This window comes from Burkholderia sp. NFPP32, from assembly GCF_900119325.1.
Classification (GTDB): Bacteria; Pseudomonadota; Gammaproteobacteria; order Burkholderiales; family Burkholderiaceae; genus Burkholderia; species Burkholderia pyrrocinia_C.
This window is the reverse complement of record NZ_FPJP01000004.1, coordinates 335364-353583: the sequence shown is the minus strand read 5'-3', so window position 1 is coordinate 353583 and position 18220 is coordinate 335364. Positions and strand designations below refer to the sequence as shown.

The following is an 18220-nucleotide window of genomic DNA, read 5'->3' as shown; positions in this document are numbered from 1 at the left end:
CTGTCCGAAAGGTAGGTGCGCGTCACGCGTTTTCAAGCGAAAAAGCGCGCGAATTCGGCGACGGGCGCGCGCTCGGTGACGAGGCGGTTCTCGATCGCGTCGGGGTCCGCGTGGCCGAGCGACATGCCGCAGACGAATTGTTCGTTGGCGGGAATGCCGAGATGTTCGGCGACGATCCGGTGAAACGGCACGAACGCGGCCTGCGGGCAGGTATCGAGCCCGCGTGCGCGCGCGGCCGTCATCACGCCTTGCAGGAACATCCCGCAATCGAGCCACGCGCCGTACGTCATCACGCGATCGAGCGTGAAGAACAACGCGACCGGCGCATCGAAGAAGCGGAAATTGCGCGCGTGCTGCGCGTGCATGCGCGCCTTCTCGTCGCGGCCGATGTTCAACAGCCCGTACAGGTCCCAGCCGACCTTGCGGCGCCGGTCGAGATACGGCGACACCCATTCGCGCGGGTAGTAGTCGTACTCGGCGACGTATTTCTCGTCGCGCGCGGGATCGTCGTGGGCCGCGGTCAGCGCGGCGGCGAGCGCATCGCGCGTGGCGCCCGTCGCGACGTACACGCGCCACGGCTGGATGTTGGTGCCCGACGGCGCGCGGCTCGCGGCTTCGAGGATCGCCTCGAGCGTGTCGCGCGGCACGGGCGTCGGCAGGAACGCACGGATCGCGCGGCGCGACGTCAGCGCCGCGTCGACGGCGCCGATCGCATCGGCATCGATGCGCGGGGAAGCGGTGGGGGCGGACATCGGCATACCTTCGGGACGGGGCGCGACGCGCCGCGCGGGCGCCGTCGGCGAAGCCTTGAGGCGGGTGGGTGAACCGACGATCATACGCCGCGCCGCGCAGCCGTGCAGCGCGCGCCGGGTGTTAGCAGCAGACTCGTTCGGCTGCTTGCTTGCGCGCGGATACGGGCCCGCTACACTGAAATCGTAAGGGTCTGATGGTTGTGCGACAGCAAGCGGCAGCGAGGTTGGTATGACGACGGCGATGGTGAAACAGGAACTGGCGGTGGCGTCCTTCAGCACGGTGTACGACCTCGAGCAGGTCGAGACGGCGCTGAGCGACCTGAACGAGAGCGCGAGCGACGCATTGCGCGCCACCTACGAAAGGATGCTCAAGACGGGGAATCTGCGCTTTTGCGTGAAGCCGAACCGGATGCCGTCGTTCGACGCGCTCGGCGACGCGCTGCCCAATTTCACCGAACCGCTCGACGACGTGCGCAAGCAGGTCGCGCTGTGCCTCGAAACGGACGACCGGCTCGAGCTGATGCCGATCCTGCTGCTCGGGCCGCCCGGCATCGGCAAGACGCATTTCGCGAAGGCGCTCGCGCAACTGCTCGGCACCGCGTACCACTACGTGCCGATGAGTTCGCTGACGGCCGGCTGGATCCTGTCGGGCGCGTCGTCGCAATGGAAGAACGCGAAGCCCGGCAAGGTGTTCGATGCGCTCGTGAACGGCAGCTACGCGAATCCGGTGATCGCGGTCGACGAGATCGACAAGGCCGGCAGCGATGCGCAATACGATCCGCTCGGCGCGCTGTATGCGTTGCTCGAGCACGACACCGCGCGTGCGTTCGTCGACGAATTCGCGGAAGTGCCGATCGATGCGGGCAACGTGATCTGGGTCGCGACCGCGAACGAAGCGCAGGCGATTCCGGAGCCGTTGCTCAACCGGATGAACGTGTACGAGATCGCGCCGCCCGATGCGGCCGGTGCGCGCCGGATCGCGCTGACGATCTACGACGAGATCCGCACGTCGCACGCATGGGGGCGGCGCTTCCCCGACACGCTCGGCGACGACGCGCTCGACGTGCTGGCCGCGACGCCGCCGCGCACGATGCGCCGCGCGCTGCTGCATGCATTCGGCGCCGCGCGGCTCGACGGCCGCGATGCAATCGGCCCGCACGACATCCGTGCCGACGAGGGCGCCGCGAAGCGCAGGCCGATCGGCTTCTGAACCGGCGGCGCGCACGGCTGCGGCGTGTGCGCGCCGAGTCGTGCGCGGTGTCGTCGCGACGCGGCATACATGCTTTCGGCAGGCTTGCGAACCGGGACGTACAATTCTCTTCTCTCCCCTCGACGCGTTAGCAGCGCGAAACGTCATGGAGCAGATGGATTGTGTAGTGATCGGCGCGGGCGTCGTCGGCCTTGCGATTGCACGCGAACTGGCCGCGCGCGGGCGGGAAACACTCGTGCTCGAGGCCGCCGACGCGATCGGCACGGGCACGAGCTCGCGCAACAGCGAAGTGATCCACGCGGGGCTCTACTATCCGCGCGGTTCGCTGAAGGCGATGTCGTGCGTGCGCGGCCGCGATCTGCTGTACGAATTCTGCGACACGCATCACGTGTCGTACCGGCGCGCGGGCAAGCTGCTGGTCGCGACGAGCGTCGCGCAGGTGAAGCAGTTGAAGGCGATCGCCGCGCGCGCCGCCGAAAACGGCGTGCTCGACCTGCTGCCGCTCACGCGCGCCGAGGCGCAGACGCTCGAGCCCGCGCTCGAATGCGTGGAAGCGCTGTTCTCGCCGTCCACCGGCATCGTCGACAGCCACCAGCTGATGCTCGCGCTGCTCGGCGCGGCGGAACGCGACGGCGCCGTGTGCGCGCTGAAATCCCCGGTCGAGTCGATCGACGTGCTGCGCGGCGGGCGCTTCGTCGTGCGCACGGGCGGCGACACGCCCGCCGAGATCGAGGCCGCCTGCGTGATCAACAGCGCAGGCCTCGGTGCGCAGGCGCTCGCGCGCCGCACGCGCGGCCTCGACCCGCACTGGGTGCCGCCGCTCTATCTCGCGCGCGGCAATTATTTCAGCCTGTCGGGCCGTGCGCCGTTCTCGCATCTCGTGTACCCGATGCCCGACCGCGCGGGGCTCGGCGTGCACCTGACGTTCGACCTTGCCGGGCAGGCACGCTTCGGGCCGGACGTCGAATGGGTCGATGCGCTGCGCTACGAAGTCGATCCGGCGCGCGCCCCCGCGTTCTACACGTCGATCCGCGCGTTCTGGCCGGGCCTGCCCGACGGTGCGCTGCAGCCGGCATACGCGGGTATCCGGCCGAAGGTCGCGGGGCCCGGCGAGCCGCCGGCCGACTTCATCGTGCAGGGCGCCGCGCAGCACGGCGTGCGCGGGCTCGTGAACCTGTTCGGCATCGAGTCGCCGGGGCTCACCGCGTCGCTCGCGCTCGCGCAGCGCGTCGGCGACATGGCCGCATACGGTTGACGCAAGCGCGCACGCGTGGGCCGTGTGAAATCCCTTATCTCCGGCATTTCGGCGCGCACATTTATTCGCTTGAGCGTTATTCTGTCGAACGGCTGTCGCCAGAACAGCTTTCAAACCGATAACGTTGGAGCGAGTCCCCCATGAAAACATCCCGTCGGAGTTTCCTGATTACGAGCGTTGGCGTCGTGTCCGCGCTGGCGCTGTCGCGTGAAGCGCTGGCCGATGCGCCGATGCTGTCGGAAACCGATCCGACCGCGGTGGCGCTCGGCTACAAGGCCGATGCCACGAAGGTCGACAAGACGAAGTACCCGAAATACGCAGCGGGCCAGGATTGCGCGGCCTGCATGCTGTACCAGGGCAAGAAGGGCTCGGCTTCGGGCCCGTGCGGCGCGTTCCCCGGCAAGCAGGTGTCGGCGAAGGGCTGGTGCAGCGCCTTCTCGAAGATGGGTTGAGGTCCGTGCGGCATCGTGCGATGCCGCAATGTGGCGAAAACCGCAAAACGCCCGCCGTCGAAAGACGGCGGGCGTTTTTATTGCTTGAAAACGGTTTTCGTACGGGCGGCCTCGTTGCGTACACAAAGGGCAGGTCGATGCAGGCCCGAAGCGTTTTGCCAGGGACGAGGGCGGTTCGACCGTCTCTTTGGCGTGTCTCGCATGACTTACGGAAGCTGCGTCAGGATTCGATCGTAAAGAGAAGGCGGGAGATTGATCGTCTTGAGGACATCGCTCTCCGGATAGGTCAATGAGTCCTTTGTCCAAGTCAGGCTGACGAGGACCCCCGACGTGTCCCGGTAGGTTCGCTCGGCAAGAAGCCGCATATTGTCTTTGCCATACAGCCTCAGAATGATCGTATCTCTGAAGTAGCAGTATTTCGCGACATAGCGACCGTCAGGCGAGTATTCGGTCACCCGATCCCGCGGGCTGCAGGCCGCACGCAATCGCGCGTCCTGCCAGTAACGCCATGCAATACCGAGCATGATCAGGGCAGCAACGGTGACGACGATGCGTCGGATCGAGACGCAGAGCATTTGCCTGGCTCGCTGCGGTCGGCCGTCGTGACCCGACCAGATGAAGCGTAGTGCACGAATCATCGAGATCGATGCAATCACGATAACGATGCTCGCCAACAACAGGACGAGCGTTCCGATACTTGCGGATTCTCCGGCGGTACTCACGAAAAAACGATCTCGATGGGTTGGGGGAGGGTTACGCAGCGGTAGTCAGAGAAGATAATGAAGTCGCCGCCGCGCCGATGCCGTTGCTGCCACTCGCGAAACGACTTGTTTCTGACCGGATAGTAGATGTTGTCTCGAGATCGCTTGCCTTCGACGACCACGGGATAGTCCAGCCAGGGAAGGCTGGCAATTCCGGCTGCGCCCGCTGCGGGGACGAGGACGACACGCTTGTGGTTCCAATGCCCGAGATATTGCGACTGATTGTCGCTCTTGTCGGAAAACGTATAGTTGTCGCGCACGTAAAGGTAAATCGATGTGACTGTTGCGCGACGTGCCTCCCGGTTGAATTCGGCATACGCGACTGCCGCATAGATATTGAACGACCCCAGCGCTCCCGTCAGGTCATCCGGGATTCCACTGTTGGTCAGGCGCTTCAGGAGGTACTCGTCGAGTTTTTGACCGAACGTACTTTCAACGCCTGCGAACTGGAACTGGAAGCGGTTGTGCAATTCCACGAGGTTTCCATTACAAAGCGACAACGCATCGATCGTCGCGCCCGGGGTTCGGACACGAGACAGGCACTTGCGAAGCGCTTCGACGGCTCTGGGGGTGGTCAACCGCTGCCTTTGTTGAAGTGCCAAATATTGCGCCTTTGCACGAGGGTAGTTGAGAATCCATTCGAGCTTGATGGACCTCATGTCGTACATGTCGGCTGGATAAGGCTGGCCGTCCTGATTGATGCATAGTGCCTCGTCCTTGTCGGTCGGTGAATAATTCAGCGCTCCGGCAAACCACCGTTCCATCAGCCGCGCGGATACCGGCATCGAGAGTTTCCGCATCGCGCCGGGGATCTCCTGGATATCCAGCGGTGCGATTGCTTGTTTCTTTTCGCGCTCTGCTGTCGGTGCGGGTTCGGAATGTTTCGGCGCGTCTGGCGTGTCAAGCCACTTTTTGAATCGCGCGAGCGCTTCTGCAACGGGCAGAAGATCGTCGAGCGATTTGTTCACGCGATCCTTGTGAGTCAGGCGCTTGACGGACCGCCGGGCGGGTTCGGGGGGCGCCGGCAAGGGCGGCGGTGCCTGGTCCATCGACAGCTTGGTTTCGCGAACGATTTCGCAGCCGTCGATGCCTTCGCATCGAGCCCATTTCCACAGCAGCCTATTTGCCATGTAGTAGGGAATCTTGTTGTTGCTCACGGCGGTGTCCGAGAAATGTTGCGACAGACCCACGTTCCGGCGCTCGGCCGGATGCCATGCGATCTGGCGAGGCGGAACGGCATCGGGTGAAAGTTAATGGAAAGAAATAGGGTGGGAAATAAGACAAAGTCGAAAGTGCAACCGTCCCAACGCGAATGACGTGCAAGGCGAACGGGTGGCGTCGCTGGGCCCGTGTCCTCGGTGTAGCGCCTACACGGCATCGTGCGATGCCGCAATGTGGCGAAAACCGCAAAACGCCCGCCGTCGAAAGACGGCGGGCGTTTTTATTGCTTGAAAACGGTTCCGTCGCTTTCTACACTCGCTGCAAACCAGCGCGCCGCGGCACACTGCGCCGCGCCACCCGACACGGCGAATTCACGAGGACGAGGCACGCATGGCGACGATTGCGAATTCAACGAAAACGATCCGGCCCGAGCGTGCGCTGAACCGGCGCGCGGTCGTGGCCGCCGTGATCGGCAACGCGCTCGAGTGGTACGATTTCACGGTATTCGGCTTCATGACGGTCGTGATCGCCGAGCTGTTCTTCCCGACCTCCAGCGAATACTCGTCGCTGCTGCTGACCACCGCGACGTTCGGCGTCGCGTTCTTCATGCGCCCGATCGGCGGCATCGTATTCGGGCTGTACGCGGACCGTGCCGGCCGCAAGGCCGCGCTGTCGCTCGTGATCCTGTTGATGACGTTCGGCATCTTCCTGCTCGCGATCGCGCCGCCCTATGCGGCGATCGGCATCGGCGGCCCGCTCCTGATCGTGCTCGGCCGCCTGCTGCAGGGCTTCTCCGCAGGCGGCGAATTCGGCAGCGCGACGGCGCTGCTGATCGAGGCCGCGCCGTTCTCGAAACGCGGTTTCTACGGCAGCTGGCAGATGGCGAGCCAGGCGGCCGCGCTGCTGATCGGCGCGCTCGTCGGCGCGGCCGTCACGCGCGGGCTGTCGCACGACGCGCTGCACAGCTGGGGCTGGCGCGTGCCGTTCGTCCTCGGGCTCGTGATCGGCCCGATCGGCTTCTATATCCGCCGCCATCTCGCCGATTCCGAAGCATTCCTGCATGCGCAGCAGAGCGCGCGCCGCGCGACGCTCGGCGAAGTGTTCACGCGCCATCCGCGCGAGGTGCTGTGCGGGCTCGGCTCGGTGATCGCGCTGACGGTGACGATCTACGTGCTGATCAGCTATCTGCCGACCTTCGCGGTGAAGCAACTGAAGCTGCCGTACTCGGAATCGTTCTACGCGGTGATCGTCGGCAACCTGCTGCTGATGGTGCTGTCGCCGGTCGCGGGCGCGTGGTCGGACCGCATCGGCCGCAAGGGGCTGTCGCTGTGGTCGCTCGCGCTGACGCTCGTGCTGATGTATCCGCTGTTCGCGTGGCTCGACGCGGCGCCGAGCATCGGGCGGCTGATCGCGGTGCAGGCCGTGCTGTCGGTGACGCTCGCAGGCTATTACGGGCCGTTCGGCGCAATGATCGCCGAGTTGTTCCCGGCCAACGTGCGCTCGACCGGGCTGTCGATCGCATACAACGTCGCGGTGATGCTGTTCGGCGGCTTCGGGCAGTTCATCGTCACGTGGCTGATCAAGGTGACCGGTACGCCGCTGGCGCCGACCTACTATGTGATGGCCGGGCTCGCGCTGTCGATCGTCGCGGTCGCGTTCGTGCCCGCGCGCAGCGCCGATCTCGACGCGCCGGCGTGACAGCATGACAGGAAGAAGACTGTCATCGAATCATTTCGCAAAACGCAATGATGTGCGGCCGAACGCGGAAAACCGCGCGCCGAACTTTCGCATTCGCGCCCGAATTGTTTAGTTGTCGAACGAAACATGCACGGAATGAACGGAACTGTCGCTCGCGCGCGTTTTCGCATTTTTTACCCGTGCAAGACATCGGCAAAAACCCGTGCGGGCGCGTCTAGAAGAGTTTTTTCTCCAGCTTGTTGCAAAATCGCTAGCTCAAGTAATATCCGCGTACGCCGGACCCTGGCGGGACCGGTTCCGATCTGGAGACCTGGAGGAAACATGGAATACAACCGTCTGTTGCACACCCTGCGTGTTACCGCCATTGCAGGCGTGGCAGCGGCATCGCTCGGCATCGCGGGTTCTGCATTCGCACAGATCCCGAACAAAACGCTCGTCTACTGCTCAGAAGGCAGCCCGGCGGGTTTTGATTCCGCGCAATTTACGACCGGCGTCGATTTCACCGCCGCCACGTTCACCGTCTACAACCGCCTCGTCGAATTCGAGCGCGGCGGCACCAAGGTCGAGCCGGGCCTCGCCGAGAAGTGGGACGTGTCGTCCGACGGCAAGGTGTACACGTTCCACCTGCGCCATGGCGTGAAGTTCCACACGACCGACTTCTTCAAGCCGACGCGCGAATTCAACGCGGACGACGTGCTGTTCACGTTCGAGCGCATGCTCGACCCGAACCAGCCGTTCCGCAAGGCGTATCCGGTGTCGTTCCCGTACTTCACCGACATGGGCCTCGACAAGCTGATCACGAAGGTCGAGAAGGTCGATCCGTACACCGTGAAGTTCACGCTGTCCGAGCCGAACGCGCCGTTCATCCAGAACATGGCGATGGAATTCGCGTCGATCCTGTCGGCCGAATACGGCGACCAGCTGATGAAGGCCGGCAAGGCCGCCGACATCAACCAGAAGCCGGTCGGCACGGGCCCGTTCGTCTTCCGCAGCTACACGAAGGACGCGACGATCCGATTCGACGGCAATCCTGATTACTGGAAGAAGGGCGAAGTGAAGCTGTCGAAGCTGATCTTCTCGATCACGCCGGATCCGGGCGTGCGCGTGCAGAAGATCAAGCGCAACGAATGCCAGGTGATGAGCTATCCGCGCCCGGCCGACATCGCGACGCTGAAGGCCGATTCGAACGTCGACATGCCGTCGCAGGCGGGCTTCAACCTCGGCTATCTCGCGTACAACGTCGAGCACAAGCCGGTCGACAAGCTCGAAGTGCGTCAGGCGCTCGACATGGCGATCAACAAGAAGGCGATCCTCGAATCCGTCTACCAGGGTGCGGGCCAGGCGGCCGGCGCGCCGATGCCGCCGACCCAATGGTCGTACGACAAGAACCTGAAGATGGCCGCGTACGACACCGCGAAGGCGAAGGCGCTGCTCGCGAAGGCCGGTTATGCGAACGGTTTCGAGATCACGCTGTGGGCGATGCCCGTGCAGCGCGCGTACAACCCGAACGCCCGCCTGATGGCCGAGATGATCCAGGCCGACTGGGCGAAGATCGGCGTGAAGGCGAAGATCGTCACGTACGAGTGGGGCGAGTACATCAAGCGCGCGCACGGCGGCGAGCAGGACACGATGCTGATCGGCTGGACGGGCGACAACGGCGATCCGGACAACTGGCTCGGCACGCTGCTCGGCTGCGAGGCGATCAAGGGCAACAACTTCTCGCACTGGTGCTACAAGCCGTTCGACGAGCTGGTCCAGAAGGGCCGCACGACGACGGGCCAGGACGCGCGCACGAAGCTCTACACGCAGGCTCAGCAGATCTTCGCGCAACAGCTGCCGTTCTCGCCGATCGCGAACTCGACGGTCTACCAGCCGGTGCGCAAGAACGTGGTCGACATGCGCATCGAGCCGCTCGGCTATGCGCGCTTCGACGGCGTCGGCGTGAAGTAATACGACCGGCGTAAGCTGTCGTCCTTGAGAAGACCGGCTTGAAATCATCCGGCGGCGGGAGGCCAAAAGCCCCCCGTCGCCGGTCGCACATTTCCCACAAGAAAATACGAGAAGCATCATGCTCCGATTCGTGTTGCGCCGCGTGGGCATGGTGATCCCGACCTTCATCGGCATCACCATCCTCGCGTTCGCGCTGATTCACCTGATACCGGGCGACCCCATCGAAGTGATGATGGGTGAGCGCGGCGTCGATCCCGCCATGCACGCGGAGGCGATGAAACGCCTCGGGCTCGACCAACCGCTGCCCTTGCAGTACGTCCACTACATCGGCCGCGCGCTGCACGGCGATCTCGGCACGTCGATCATCACCAACACCAGTGTCGCGGGCGAGTTCTTCGCGCGCTTCCCGGCGACCGTCGAGCTGTCGCTGTGCGCGCTCGTGTTCGCGCTCGCCATCGGCCTGCCGGCCGGCGTGATCGCCGCGCTGCGGCGCGGTTCGGTCATCGACCACGGCGTGATGGGCACCGCGCTCACCGGCTACTCGATGCCGATCTTCTGGTGGGGGCTGATCCTCATCATGGTGTTTTCGTCGTACCTCGGCTGGACGCCCGTGTCGGGGCGCATCGCCGTCGAATACGACTTTCCGCACCCGACGGGCTTCATGCTGATCGACGCGCTGCTCGCGCCGGACGAAGGCTCGTTCAAGTCGGCGGTCAGCCACCTGATCCTGCCCGCGATCGTGCTCGGCACGATCCCGCTCGCGGTGATCGCGCGGATGACGCGCTCGTCGATGCTCGAAGTGCTGCGCGAGGACTACATCCGCACCGCACGCGCGAAGGGGCTGTCGCCCGTGCGCGTGGTCGTCGTGCATGCGCTGCGCAACGCGCTGATCCCGGTCGTCACCGTGATCGGCCTGCAGATCGGCACGCTGCTCGCGGGCGCCGTGCTGACCGAGACGCTCTTTTCGTGGCCCGGTGTCGGCAAGTGGCTGATCGATGCGATCGGCCGCCGCGACTATCCGGTCGTCCAGGGCGGCATCCTGCTGATCGCGACGCTCGTGATCGTCGTGAACCTGGTCGTCGACCTGCTGTACGGCGTGCTGAATCCGCGCATCCGCCACACGAGGTAATTCCATGAGCAATCTGCAAAACACCCTGCCGAGCGAATCCGCGCCGGCCGGCGGCCGTGCGCTCGCGCTGCGCGAGTTCTGGGCCAACTTCTCGCGCAACCGCGGCGCCGTCGGCGCCGGCATCGTCGTGCTCGCGCTGATCCTGGTCGCGCTGCTCGCGCCGCTGATCGCGCCGCACAGCCCGGTCGAGCAATACCGCGACTACGTGAAAATCCCGCCCGCGTGGCTCGACGGCGGCAACTGGAAATTCATCCTCGGCACCGACGAAGCGGGCCGCGACATTCTTTCGCGGCTGATGTTCGGCGCGCGGATGTCGTTCTGGATCGGCTTCGTGTCGGTCGTGCTCGCGCTGATCCCCGGCATCGTGCTCGGGCTCGTCGCCGCGTTCTTCCAGAAGTGGGCCGACACGCCCGTGATGCGCATCATGGACGTGCTGCTCGCGCTGCCGTCGCTGCTGCTCGCGGTCGCGGTCGTCGCGATCATCGGCCCGGGCCTCACCAACACGATGTTCGCGATCGCGATCGTCGCGCTGCCGGCCTACGTGCGCCTCACGCGCGCGTCGGCGCTCGGCGAGCTGCAGAAGGAATACGTGACGGCGTCGCGCGTGGCCGGTGCAGGCACGCTGCGCCTGATGTTCTCGCAGGTGCTGCCGAACTGCACGGCGCCGCTGATCGTGCAGGCGACGCTGGGCTTCTCGTCGGCGATCCTCGACGCGGCCGCGCTCGGCTTCCTCGGCCTCGGCGTGCAGCCGCCGACCGCCGAGTGGGGCGCGATGCTCGCGTCCGCGCGCGATTACATCGACAACGCATGGTGGATCGTGACGATGCCCGGCCTGTCGATCCTGATTTCGGTGCTCGCGATCAACCTGCTCGGCGACGGGCTGCGCGACGCGCTCGATCCCAAACTGAAACGGATGGCATGAGATGAGCCAGAACCTACTGACCATCCGCAATCTCGCGGTGAACTTCAACGGGCTGCCCGCCGTCGACCGGATCAACATGTCGATCGCGCCGGGCGAGGTGGTGGGCGTCGTCGGCGAATCGGGCTCGGGCAAGAGCGTGACGATGATGGCGCTGATGGGCCTGATCGACGCGCCGGGCAAGGTGACGGCCGACGAGGTCACGTTCAACGGCGTCGACCTGCTGAAGGCGTCGCCGAAGGCGCGCCGCAAGATCGTCGGCAAGGACATCGCGATGGTGTTCCAGGACGCGCTGACGAGCCTGAACCCGAGCTATACGGTCGGCTATCAGATCAAGGAGGTGCTGAAGCTGCACGAGGGGCTGCGCGGCGACGCGCTGCACCGGCGCGCGCTCGAACTGCTCGACCAGGTCGGCATTCCCGATGCGAAGAACCGCATCGCGTCGTTCCCGCACCAGATGTCGGGCGGGATGAACCAGCGCGTGATGATCGCGATGGCCGTCGCGTGCAACCCGAAGCTGCTGATCGCCGACGAGCCGACCACCGCGCTCGACGTGACGATCCAGGCGCAGATCATGGATCTGCTGGTGAAGCTGCAGAAGGAGCGCGGGATGGCGCTCGTGCTGATCTCGCACGACCTGGCCGTGGTGTCGGAGGTCGCGCAGCGCGTCGCGGTGATGTACGCGGGCGAGATCATCGAGACCAACAGCGTGCCCGAGATCTTCCGCACGCCGCATCATCCGTACACCGAAGCGCTGCTCGCGGCGATTCCCGAGCACAATAAGGGGGCGCGTCGCCTTGCCGCATTGCCCGGCATGGTGCCGGGCCGCGATGATCGCCCGTCCGGGTGCCTGTTCGCGCCGCGCTGCAAGTATGTCGTCGACGATTGCCGCAAGGCGCGGCCGGCGCTCGACACGCTGGTGTCCGGCAACGATGCGATGCGCGCACGCTGCATCAAGCCGCTCCATGTTTCCAACCTCGACCTGACGGGAGGCGCACGATGAACGCAGTCCACGAAACGCGCGCCACGCCGCACGACGACGACGTCGTGCTGGTCGCCGACCAGCTCGCGAAACACTACACGGTCAAGCGCGGCATGTTCGGCCAGGGCACGGTGAAGGCGCTCAACGGCGTGTCGTTTTCGCTGAAGCGCGGCAAGACGCTCGCCGTCGTCGGCGAATCCGGTTGCGGGAAGTCGACGCTCGCGCGGCAGCTGACGATGATCGAGACGCCGACGTCCGGCCACCTGTCGATCGACGGCAAGGACGTCGCGGGCGCGGACCGCCACCGGGTCGCCGACCTGCGCCGCCGCGTGCAGATGGTGTTCCAGAACCCGTTCGCGTCGCTCAACCCGCGCAAGACCGTCGAGCAGACGCTCTCCGAGCCGCTCGAGATCAACGCGAACCTGACGGCCGCCGAACGCGCGCAGCGCATCGCGCAGATCATGCGCACGGTCGGCCTGCGGCCCGAGCACGCGAAGCGTTATCCGCACATGTTCTCGGGCGGCCAGCGGCAGCGTGTCGCGATCGCGCGCGCGATGATCCTCGATCCGCGGATCGTCGTCGCCGACGAGCCGGTGTCCGCGCTCGACGTGTCGATCCAGGCGCAGATCCTGAACCTGTTCATGGATCTGCAGGAGCAGTTCAAGACGAGCTACGTGTTCATCTCGCACAACCTGTCGGTGGTCGAGCATGTCGCGGACGACGTGATGGTGATGTACTTCGGCAGCGTGGCCGAGCTCGGCGACAAGGAGACGATCTACGCGCGGCCGCGCCATCCGTACACGCGCGCGCTGATGTCGGCGACGCCGGCGATCTTCGAGGAAGACCGCCGCGTGCAGATCAAGCTGCAGGGCGAACTGCCGTCGCCGCTCAATCCGCCGTCGGGCTGCGCGTTCCACCAGCGCTGCCCGTATGCGGTCGAGCGCTGCCGCGTCGAGGAGCCGCAGCTGCGCGAGGTCGACGGACGGCGCGTGGCCTGCCATCGCGCCGAGGAGGTAGGGGAGGCGAATGCCTGAAGCGTTGGCGGCGCGCGTGTCCGGCGCGCGCCGTTCGGGGGCAAGCAGCGCGCGCGTGATGCGCGCGTACCGCTACGCGCGGCGCTGGAGCGTGCGCACCGTGACGGGCGCGGCGCTGGCCGGCGCGTGCGTGGCAGCCAGCCTTGCGGTTCCCGTCGAGGCCGCGCGCGCCGAAGGGCGCGCGCCGGCCACTTCACCGATCCATCCGTCGCAAGTCCCGCCGCCCGGCATGAGCCTGCCGGGCTTTCACGCGCCTGCCGTGTCGAACGGCACGGTCGCGAGCGGGGCGGTGCGCGTGCAGCCCGCGCGCATGCCGTTCTACGTCGCGACCAGGGGCAAGGTCACGCTCTACGTGCTCGGCACGCTGCACACGGGCGACCCGTCCGACTACCCGAGCGCGCAGCCGTTCCGGCCGCGCATCCTCGCGGCGCTCGCCGCGTCGCCGACACTCGCGCTCGAACTGTCGCCCGATGACCTGCTCGAATCGCAGGACGACGTGTCGAAGTACGGCGTGTGCCGCTACCCGTGCCTGCAGCGCCTGCTGCCCGAGCCGCTGTGGCAGCGGCTCGCGGCGCGCCTGCGCGGCAACCCGGCCGCGCTCGCCGAGATCCGCAAGATGCGGCCGTGGCTCGCGGCGCTCGTCGTCGAGACCTACGATTCGCTGTCGGCCGGCCTGCAGACCGAATACGGCACCGAGGCGCAACTGCAGAACGTGTTCCTGAAGAAGAAGGGCGGCCGCGTGATCGGGCTCGAGACGCTCGCCGAACAGATGCGCGCGTTCACCGGGCTGACGCTGGCCGAGCAGCGGGAGATGCTCGCGCAGGACATGGTGCAGACACCCGCGCAGAACGCGGACGACATCAAGGCGCTGCACCGGCTGTGGCGAATTGGCGACGCCGACGCGATCTCGGCGTGGGCCGTCGCGAAGAGCGAGCGGCTCGCGCGTTCGAAGGCGTTGTCGGCGTCGATCGACAACAAGATCCTGTACGAGCGCAACCGGCGCTTCGTTGCGCGGATGACGGCAATCGCCGCGCCGAACCGGCCGCTGTTCGTCGCGATCGGCGCGCTGCATCTGGGCGGCTCGCGCGGCGTGCTCGAATTGTTGCGCCAGCAAGGATACCGGGTCGACGCGAACTGATCGCGCCCGGCGGCCCGCACCGATCTTCCCCTGTTTGATTGCCATCGCGCGCATGCCGCGAGGCGCCGGCACGGCCGCGGCAATCGATAAGGAAAACCCTTGAATCGTCGGAAAATAGCGTTTGAAACGATTGACATCCTGTTCTGCCAATATCTATTCTTCATCCCACAAGTTGAAAAAATGAAAAGAATAGATAAGTTCTACGGGGTAGCAGAAATAAAGCGCGGGGTTAGCGTTGCCGGCACGTGAAGCGCGTGCCGGCCGCGGAGTGTCTGCATGCACGGCGGGGCCAATCATCGTCGGACAACACATGCATGCGGGCCGACTTGCAGATAAGCAACGTTCCGTCGTCTGACCGGGGAATGCAGTGATCGGGCGGCGGCGGACGTTTTTTAATCCGGACTATTTTTCCGGTCACCGTCGAAAGACGGTTTCGGGGGGCGAATCGACAGACGGCGAAGCCGCAGCGATTGCGCCAACGTAAAAGCGCCACGAGGGCGCTTTTTTCTTTTGTGCGACGGATGCGTGCAACGCACGTGTCACGCGACGGATACGCGTCACGCGCCTTCGTCGGCCTGCAGCGCACCGGGCGCCACGACATCGACACCCGCCGCCTCGAGCGCCGCGCGGATCCGCTTCGCGAACGCCAGCGCATGCGGCCCGTCGCCGTGCAGGCAGACGGTCTGCGCGTTCAGCGGCACCCATTCGCCGCTCAATGCACGCACGTGCCGGTTGCGCACCATGTCGAGCGTGCGCGCGAGCACCGCCTCTTCGTCGTCGATCAGCGCGCCGGGCTGGCTGCGCGGCACGAGCGAGCCGTCGGCGCGGTAGCCGCGATCGGCGAACACTTCCTCCACCGCGGCGAGCCCCGCCTGCCGCGCGGCCGCGACGAACACGCTGTTCGCGAGCCCGAACACCGCGAGCGACGGATCGAAATCGTGGATCGCGGACACCACCGCATCGGCGATCATCGGGTCGCGCGCGGCCTGGTTGTACAGCGCGCCGTGCGGCTTCACGTGCGCGATGCGCCCGCCTTCGGCCTGCGCGATCGCCGACAGCGCGCCGAGCTGATACAGCACGCCGGCGTAGATGTCGCCGGCCGGCAGCTGCATTTCCTTGCGGCCGAAATTCTCCGGATCGTGAAAGCTCGGGTGCGCGCCGATCGACACGCCTTTCTGCACGGACCAGCGCACGCAGTCGCGCATCGCATTGGCGCCGCCCGCGTGCCAGCCGCATGCGATGTTCGCCGACGTGACGAGGTCGAGCAGCGCCTCGTCCGATCCGCATCCTTCGCCGAGATCGGCATTCAGATCGATTTCCATGATGTTCCTCGTCCACTGATTGCGTGGCGCGTCTTCCGTGCCGCTTCCGCCATTGTCACGCCGCGCGCGATTGGGCGCGGCGGCGCGCTTCCTCGCGCATGTCGATCGCGATGTCGATCTGCCGCAGATACGCGCGTTCCGCGGCGAGGGCGGCACGCGCCGCGTCGGGTGTCGTGCGCACGAAGCGGATCGGCAGGTTGAGCCGCGCCTGTGCGAGCTTCCACAGGTCGGCGCGGATCACCGTGCCGATCTTCGGGTAGCCGCCGGTGGTCTGCGCGTCGTGCATCAGCACGATGGGCTGGCCGTTCGGCGGCACCTGGATCGTGCCGGGCAGCACCGCGTGCGACAGCAGCTCGACCGGCCGCTCGCGCACGAGCTCGGCGCCGGCGAGTCGATAGCCCATCCGGTTGCTGTTCGCGGTGACGAGCCATTCGTCGTCCCAGAACGCCTGCTGCGAATCGGCCGCGAACGACGCGTAGTCGGGGCCCGGCAGCACGCGCACCGGCATCGCCCACGGCGCATGCGCATGCGCGGGGCGGTGGCGGCGCGGCGGCTCGTCGACGCGCGCGAACGCGCACCACGCGGGCGCCTTCACGCCGAATTCGGGCGCGTCGGCCGCGAGGCAGCCCGCGCCGGCCGGCGGCACGCCGACCGGGAGCCGATCGCCGTCGCGCAGCGTGCGGCCGCCGAGGCCGCCGAAGCGCGACGCGAGATCGGTGCTGCGCGAGCCGAGCATCGGCAGCACGTCGATGCCGCCCGCGATGCAAAGGTAGCCGCGCATCCCGCGTTTCGCGGCCGGCAGCACGAGCATCTGCCCGGCTGCGACCGGCAGGCTCCACCACGAATGCACGCGCCGGCCGTCGAGCGTCGCGCCGAACTCGGTGCCGGTGATCGCGATGCGGGTGGCGCGCGTGAAGCGGAATGCGGTCGGGCCGATCGTGATCTCGACGGCCGCCGCGTCGGGGCGGTTGCCGACGAGCCGGTTGCCGACCTCGAGCGCGAGGCCGTCGAGCGCGCCGCCCTGCGCGACACCGAGATGGCGCGCGCCGCGGCGCCCGAGATCCTGCACGGTCGACAGCGGGCCGGCCCGCACCACCTCGATGGTGCCCGGTGCGTTGCTCTGGTTCATCGTGCGTCGACTCCTGCGATGGTGAAGCGCACACGATCGCCGGGCAGCAGCAGCGTCGGCTGCGGCCGCGCCGGATCGAACAGCACGTGCGACGTGCGGCCGATCAACTGCCAGCCGCCGGGCGACGTGGCCGGGTAGATGCCCGTCTGTGCGCCGCCGATGCCGACCGAGCCGGCCGGCACCTCGAGGCGCGGCGCCGCGCGGCGCGGCGTGTGCAGCGATGCGTCGAGGCCGCCGAGATACGCGAAACCCGGCTGGAAGCCGATGAAGAACACGACGTATTCGCCGGCCGCGTGGCGCGCGACGACCTCGTCGGCCGACAGGCCCGTGTGCGCGGCGACGGCCGCCAGATCGGGGCCGGCGGCACCGCCGTACTCGACCGGGATCTCGACGTCGCGGCCGTCCGCGTGCTCGACGTCGGCCGTCTCCCACGCGTCGCGCAGCGCCGGCGTGAGCGACTCGGCCGTCGCGGCGAGCGGGTCGAACACGATGGTCAGGTTGTTCATGCCCGGCACGACGTCGATCACGTCGGGCCACGCGCGCGCGGCCTCGGCAACGGCCCAGACGCGGCGCTGGCAATCGAGCGTGGCGGGCGGCGGCACCTCGCAGACGAGGGCGGCATCGCCGAGCGGATAAAAGCGGGGTTGCGTCATCGGACTGGCACGGTTCGGACGGCAATGTTAGCGCACATTGTCAACAAGATATCGATAACTTACCAATAAGCGTTTTCGCCTAGCCCGTATACCGGGGCTTCTGACGTACACTCGGCACACCCTGACATCCTGCTTGCGCCGCCTTTCCATGAAGCGTTCTCCGACCAAGATCGTGTCATCCGAACACCTCGTTTCCGATTCGAGCGCGGAGCTGTCGGAGCTCGAATACGGGCTCATCATGGCCGGCAACGCGTTCAACCGCTGGATGGTGCGCTGCATGTCGGCGGCCGGCGCGAAGGACATGACGGCGGTCGAGGTGTCGCTGCTGCATCACGTGAGCCATCGCGAACGCAAGAAGAAGCTCGCCGACATCTGCTTCGTGCTCAATATCGAGGATACGCACGTCGCGACCTATGCGCTGAAAAAACTGATCGCCCGCGGTTACGTGAAGAGCGAGAAGAACGGCAAGGAGGTGTTCTTCTTCGCGACTGATGCGGGCCGCGACCTGTGCCTGAAGTATCGCGAGGTGCGCGAGCACTGCCTGATCGAGACGCTGAAGGACAGCGGGCTCACCAACGCGCAGATCGGCGACGCGGCGCAGTTGCTGCGCCACGCATCGGGCCTGTACGACACGGCCGCGCGCGCGGCGGCGTCGCTGTAAACGATTGCGGAACG

17 protein-coding genes are annotated in these 18220 nt (G+C 66.4%); 11 read left to right on the top strand and 6 right to left on the bottom strand.

What is annotated here, in order from left to right:
- Positions 1–32 precede the first annotated feature (32 nt).
- Positions 33–752, bottom strand: a complete 720-nt coding sequence (locus tag BT264_RS10970; protein ID WP_072437564.1) for a nitroreductase — start codon at positions 750–752, stop codon at positions 33–35.
- Positions 753–981: 229 nt separating this feature from the next.
- On the opposite strand from BT264_RS10970, the gene BT264_RS10960 reads away from it, so the two are divergent.
- From BT264_RS10960 to BT264_RS10950, 3 genes are all read left to right on the top strand, one after another.
- Entirely contained in the window at positions 982–1962 is a 981-nt protein-coding gene (locus BT264_RS10960) for an AAA family ATPase (protein ID WP_072437562.1), read from the top strand.
- 145 nt (positions 1963–2107) lie between these two features.
- On the top strand, positions 2108–3217 hold the full coding sequence (locus tag BT264_RS10955) for an NAD(P)/FAD-dependent oxidoreductase (RefSeq protein WP_072437561.1): 1110 nt from the start codon (positions 2108–2110) through the stop codon (positions 3215–3217).
- Positions 3218–3357: 140 nt separating this feature from the next.
- A complete protein-coding gene (locus tag BT264_RS10950) occupies positions 3358–3669 on the top strand; it encodes a high-potential iron-sulfur protein (protein ID WP_048248305.1) in 312 nt (103 codons plus the stop codon).
- 206 nt (positions 3670–3875) lie between these two features.
- On the opposite strand, the gene BT264_RS10945 is transcribed toward BT264_RS10950, so the two are convergent.
- Together BT264_RS10945 and BT264_RS10940 are read right to left on the bottom strand one after the other, a co-directional pair.
- Positions 3876–4391, bottom strand: a complete 516-nt coding sequence (locus BT264_RS10945; protein WP_072437560.1) for a hypothetical protein — start codon at positions 4389–4391, stop codon at positions 3876–3878.
- Entirely contained in the window at positions 4388–5587 is a 1200-nt protein-coding gene (locus tag BT264_RS10940) for a DUF6402 family protein (protein ID WP_256260614.1), read from the bottom strand. Before BT264_RS10940 ends, BT264_RS10945 begins: the two co-directional genes overlap by 4 nt.
- 394 nt (positions 5588–5981) lie before the next feature.
- Here BT264_RS10940 and BT264_RS10935 point away from each other — a divergent pair, with 394 nt between their 5' ends.
- From BT264_RS10935 to BT264_RS10905, 7 genes are all read left to right on the top strand, one after another.
- Entirely contained in the window at positions 5982–7289 is a 1308-nt protein-coding gene (locus tag BT264_RS10935; protein ID WP_072437559.1) for an MFS transporter, read from the top strand.
- 321 nt (positions 7290–7610) lie between these two features.
- Positions 7611–9239, top strand: a complete 1629-nt coding sequence (locus tag BT264_RS10930) for an ABC transporter substrate-binding protein (protein WP_072437558.1) — start codon at positions 7611–7613, stop codon at positions 9237–9239.
- Between the two features lie 118 nt (positions 9240–9357).
- Positions 9358–10368 carry an ABC transporter permease subunit gene (locus BT264_RS10925; protein WP_072437557.1) on the top strand — a complete coding sequence of 337 codons (1011 nt, stop codon included), beginning with the start codon at positions 9358–9360 and terminating at the stop codon, positions 10366–10368.
- A gap of 4 nt (positions 10369–10372) precedes the next feature.
- A complete protein-coding gene (locus BT264_RS10920) occupies positions 10373–11290 on the top strand; it encodes an ABC transporter permease subunit (protein WP_072437556.1) in 918 nt (305 codons plus the stop codon).
- A 1-nt stretch (position 11291) separates the two neighbouring features.
- Positions 11292–12290, top strand: coding sequence for an ABC transporter ATP-binding protein (locus BT264_RS10915; protein WP_072437555.1), 999 nt, complete (start codon positions 11292–11294; stop codon positions 12288–12290).
- Positions 12287–13303 carry a peptide ABC transporter ATP-binding protein gene (locus tag BT264_RS10910; protein ID WP_034179285.1) on the top strand — a complete coding sequence of 339 codons (1017 nt, stop codon included), beginning with the start codon at positions 12287–12289 and terminating at the stop codon, positions 13301–13303. The genes BT264_RS10915 and BT264_RS10910 overlap by 4 nt, the downstream gene beginning before the upstream one ends.
- A complete protein-coding gene (locus BT264_RS10905) occupies positions 13296–14441 on the top strand; it encodes a TraB/GumN family protein (RefSeq protein ID WP_034179284.1) in 1146 nt (381 codons plus the stop codon). Before BT264_RS10910 ends, BT264_RS10905 begins: the two co-directional genes overlap by 8 nt.
- Positions 14442–14998: 557 nt before the next feature.
- On the opposite strand, the gene pxpA is transcribed toward BT264_RS10905, so the two are convergent.
- The 3 genes from pxpA to pxpB are packed head-to-tail and all read right to left on the bottom strand — an operon-like array spanning position 14999 to position 17545.
- Positions 14999–15763, bottom strand: coding sequence for a 5-oxoprolinase subunit PxpA (gene pxpA, locus BT264_RS10900; protein ID WP_034179283.1), 765 nt, complete (start codon positions 15761–15763; stop codon positions 14999–15001).
- A 55-nt stretch (positions 15764–15818) separates the two neighbouring features.
- Positions 15819–16892, bottom strand: coding sequence for a 5-oxoprolinase subunit C family protein (locus BT264_RS10895; RefSeq protein ID WP_072437554.1), 1074 nt, complete (start codon positions 16890–16892; stop codon positions 15819–15821).
- Positions 16889–17545 (bottom strand): 5-oxoprolinase subunit PxpB, encoded by a 657-nt coding sequence (gene pxpB, locus BT264_RS10890; protein WP_072437553.1) that lies wholly within the window; start codon positions 17543–17545, stop codon positions 16889–16891. The genes BT264_RS10895 and pxpB overlap by 4 nt, the downstream gene beginning before the upstream one ends.
- A 148-nt stretch (positions 17546–17693) precedes the next feature.
- Here pxpB and BT264_RS10885 point away from each other — a divergent pair, with 148 nt between their 5' ends.
- Positions 17694–18206, top strand: a complete 513-nt coding sequence (locus BT264_RS10885; protein ID WP_072437552.1) for a winged helix DNA-binding protein — start codon at positions 17694–17696, stop codon at positions 18204–18206.
- Positions 18207–18220 lie beyond the last annotated feature (14 nt).

What these genes read in the sequence shown, in the direction of transcription:
- BT264_RS10930 (WP_072437558.1), top strand. Translation starts at nt 7,611, where the DNA reads ATGGAATACAACCGTCTGTTGCACACCCTGCGTGTTACCGCCATTGCA.
- BT264_RS10960 (WP_072437562.1), top strand. Translation starts at nt 982, where the DNA reads ATGACGACGGCGATGGTGAAACAGGAACTGGCGGTGGCGTCCTTCAGC.
- BT264_RS10885 (WP_072437552.1), top strand. Translation starts at nt 17,694, where the DNA reads ATGAAGCGTTCTCCGACCAAGATCGTGTCATCCGAACACCTCGTTTCC.
- BT264_RS10905 (WP_034179284.1), top strand. Translation starts at nt 13,296, where the DNA reads ATGCCTGAAGCGTTGGCGGCGCGCGTGTCCGGCGCGCGCCGTTCGGGG.
- pxpB (WP_072437553.1), bottom strand. Translation starts at nt 17,545, where the DNA reads ATGACGCAACCCCGCTTTTATCCGCTCGGCGATGCCGCCCTCGTCTGC.
- pxpA (WP_034179283.1), bottom strand. Translation starts at nt 15,763, where the DNA reads ATGGAAATCGATCTGAATGCCGATCTCGGCGAAGGATGCGGATCGGAC.
- BT264_RS10920 (WP_072437556.1), top strand. Translation starts at nt 10,373, where the DNA reads ATGAGCAATCTGCAAAACACCCTGCCGAGCGAATCCGCGCCGGCCGGC.
- BT264_RS10915 (WP_072437555.1), top strand. Translation starts at nt 11,292, where the DNA reads ATGAGCCAGAACCTACTGACCATCCGCAATCTCGCGGTGAACTTCAAC.
- BT264_RS10935 (WP_072437559.1), top strand. Translation starts at nt 5,982, where the DNA reads ATGGCGACGATTGCGAATTCAACGAAAACGATCCGGCCCGAGCGTGCG.
- BT264_RS10955 (WP_072437561.1), top strand. Translation starts at nt 2,108, where the DNA reads ATGGAGCAGATGGATTGTGTAGTGATCGGCGCGGGCGTCGTCGGCCTT.
- BT264_RS10910 (WP_034179285.1), top strand. Translation starts at nt 12,287, where the DNA reads ATGAACGCAGTCCACGAAACGCGCGCCACGCCGCACGACGACGACGTC.
- BT264_RS10925 (WP_072437557.1), top strand. Translation starts at nt 9,358, where the DNA reads ATGCTCCGATTCGTGTTGCGCCGCGTGGGCATGGTGATCCCGACCTTC.
- BT264_RS10950 (WP_048248305.1), top strand. Translation starts at nt 3,358, where the DNA reads ATGAAAACATCCCGTCGGAGTTTCCTGATTACGAGCGTTGGCGTCGTG.
- BT264_RS10970 (WP_072437564.1), bottom strand. Translation starts at nt 752, where the DNA reads ATGTCCGCCCCCACCGCTTCCCCGCGCATCGATGCCGATGCGATCGGC.
- BT264_RS10895 (WP_072437554.1), bottom strand. Translation starts at nt 16,892, where the DNA reads ATGAACCAGAGCAACGCACCGGGCACCATCGAGGTGGTGCGGGCCGGC.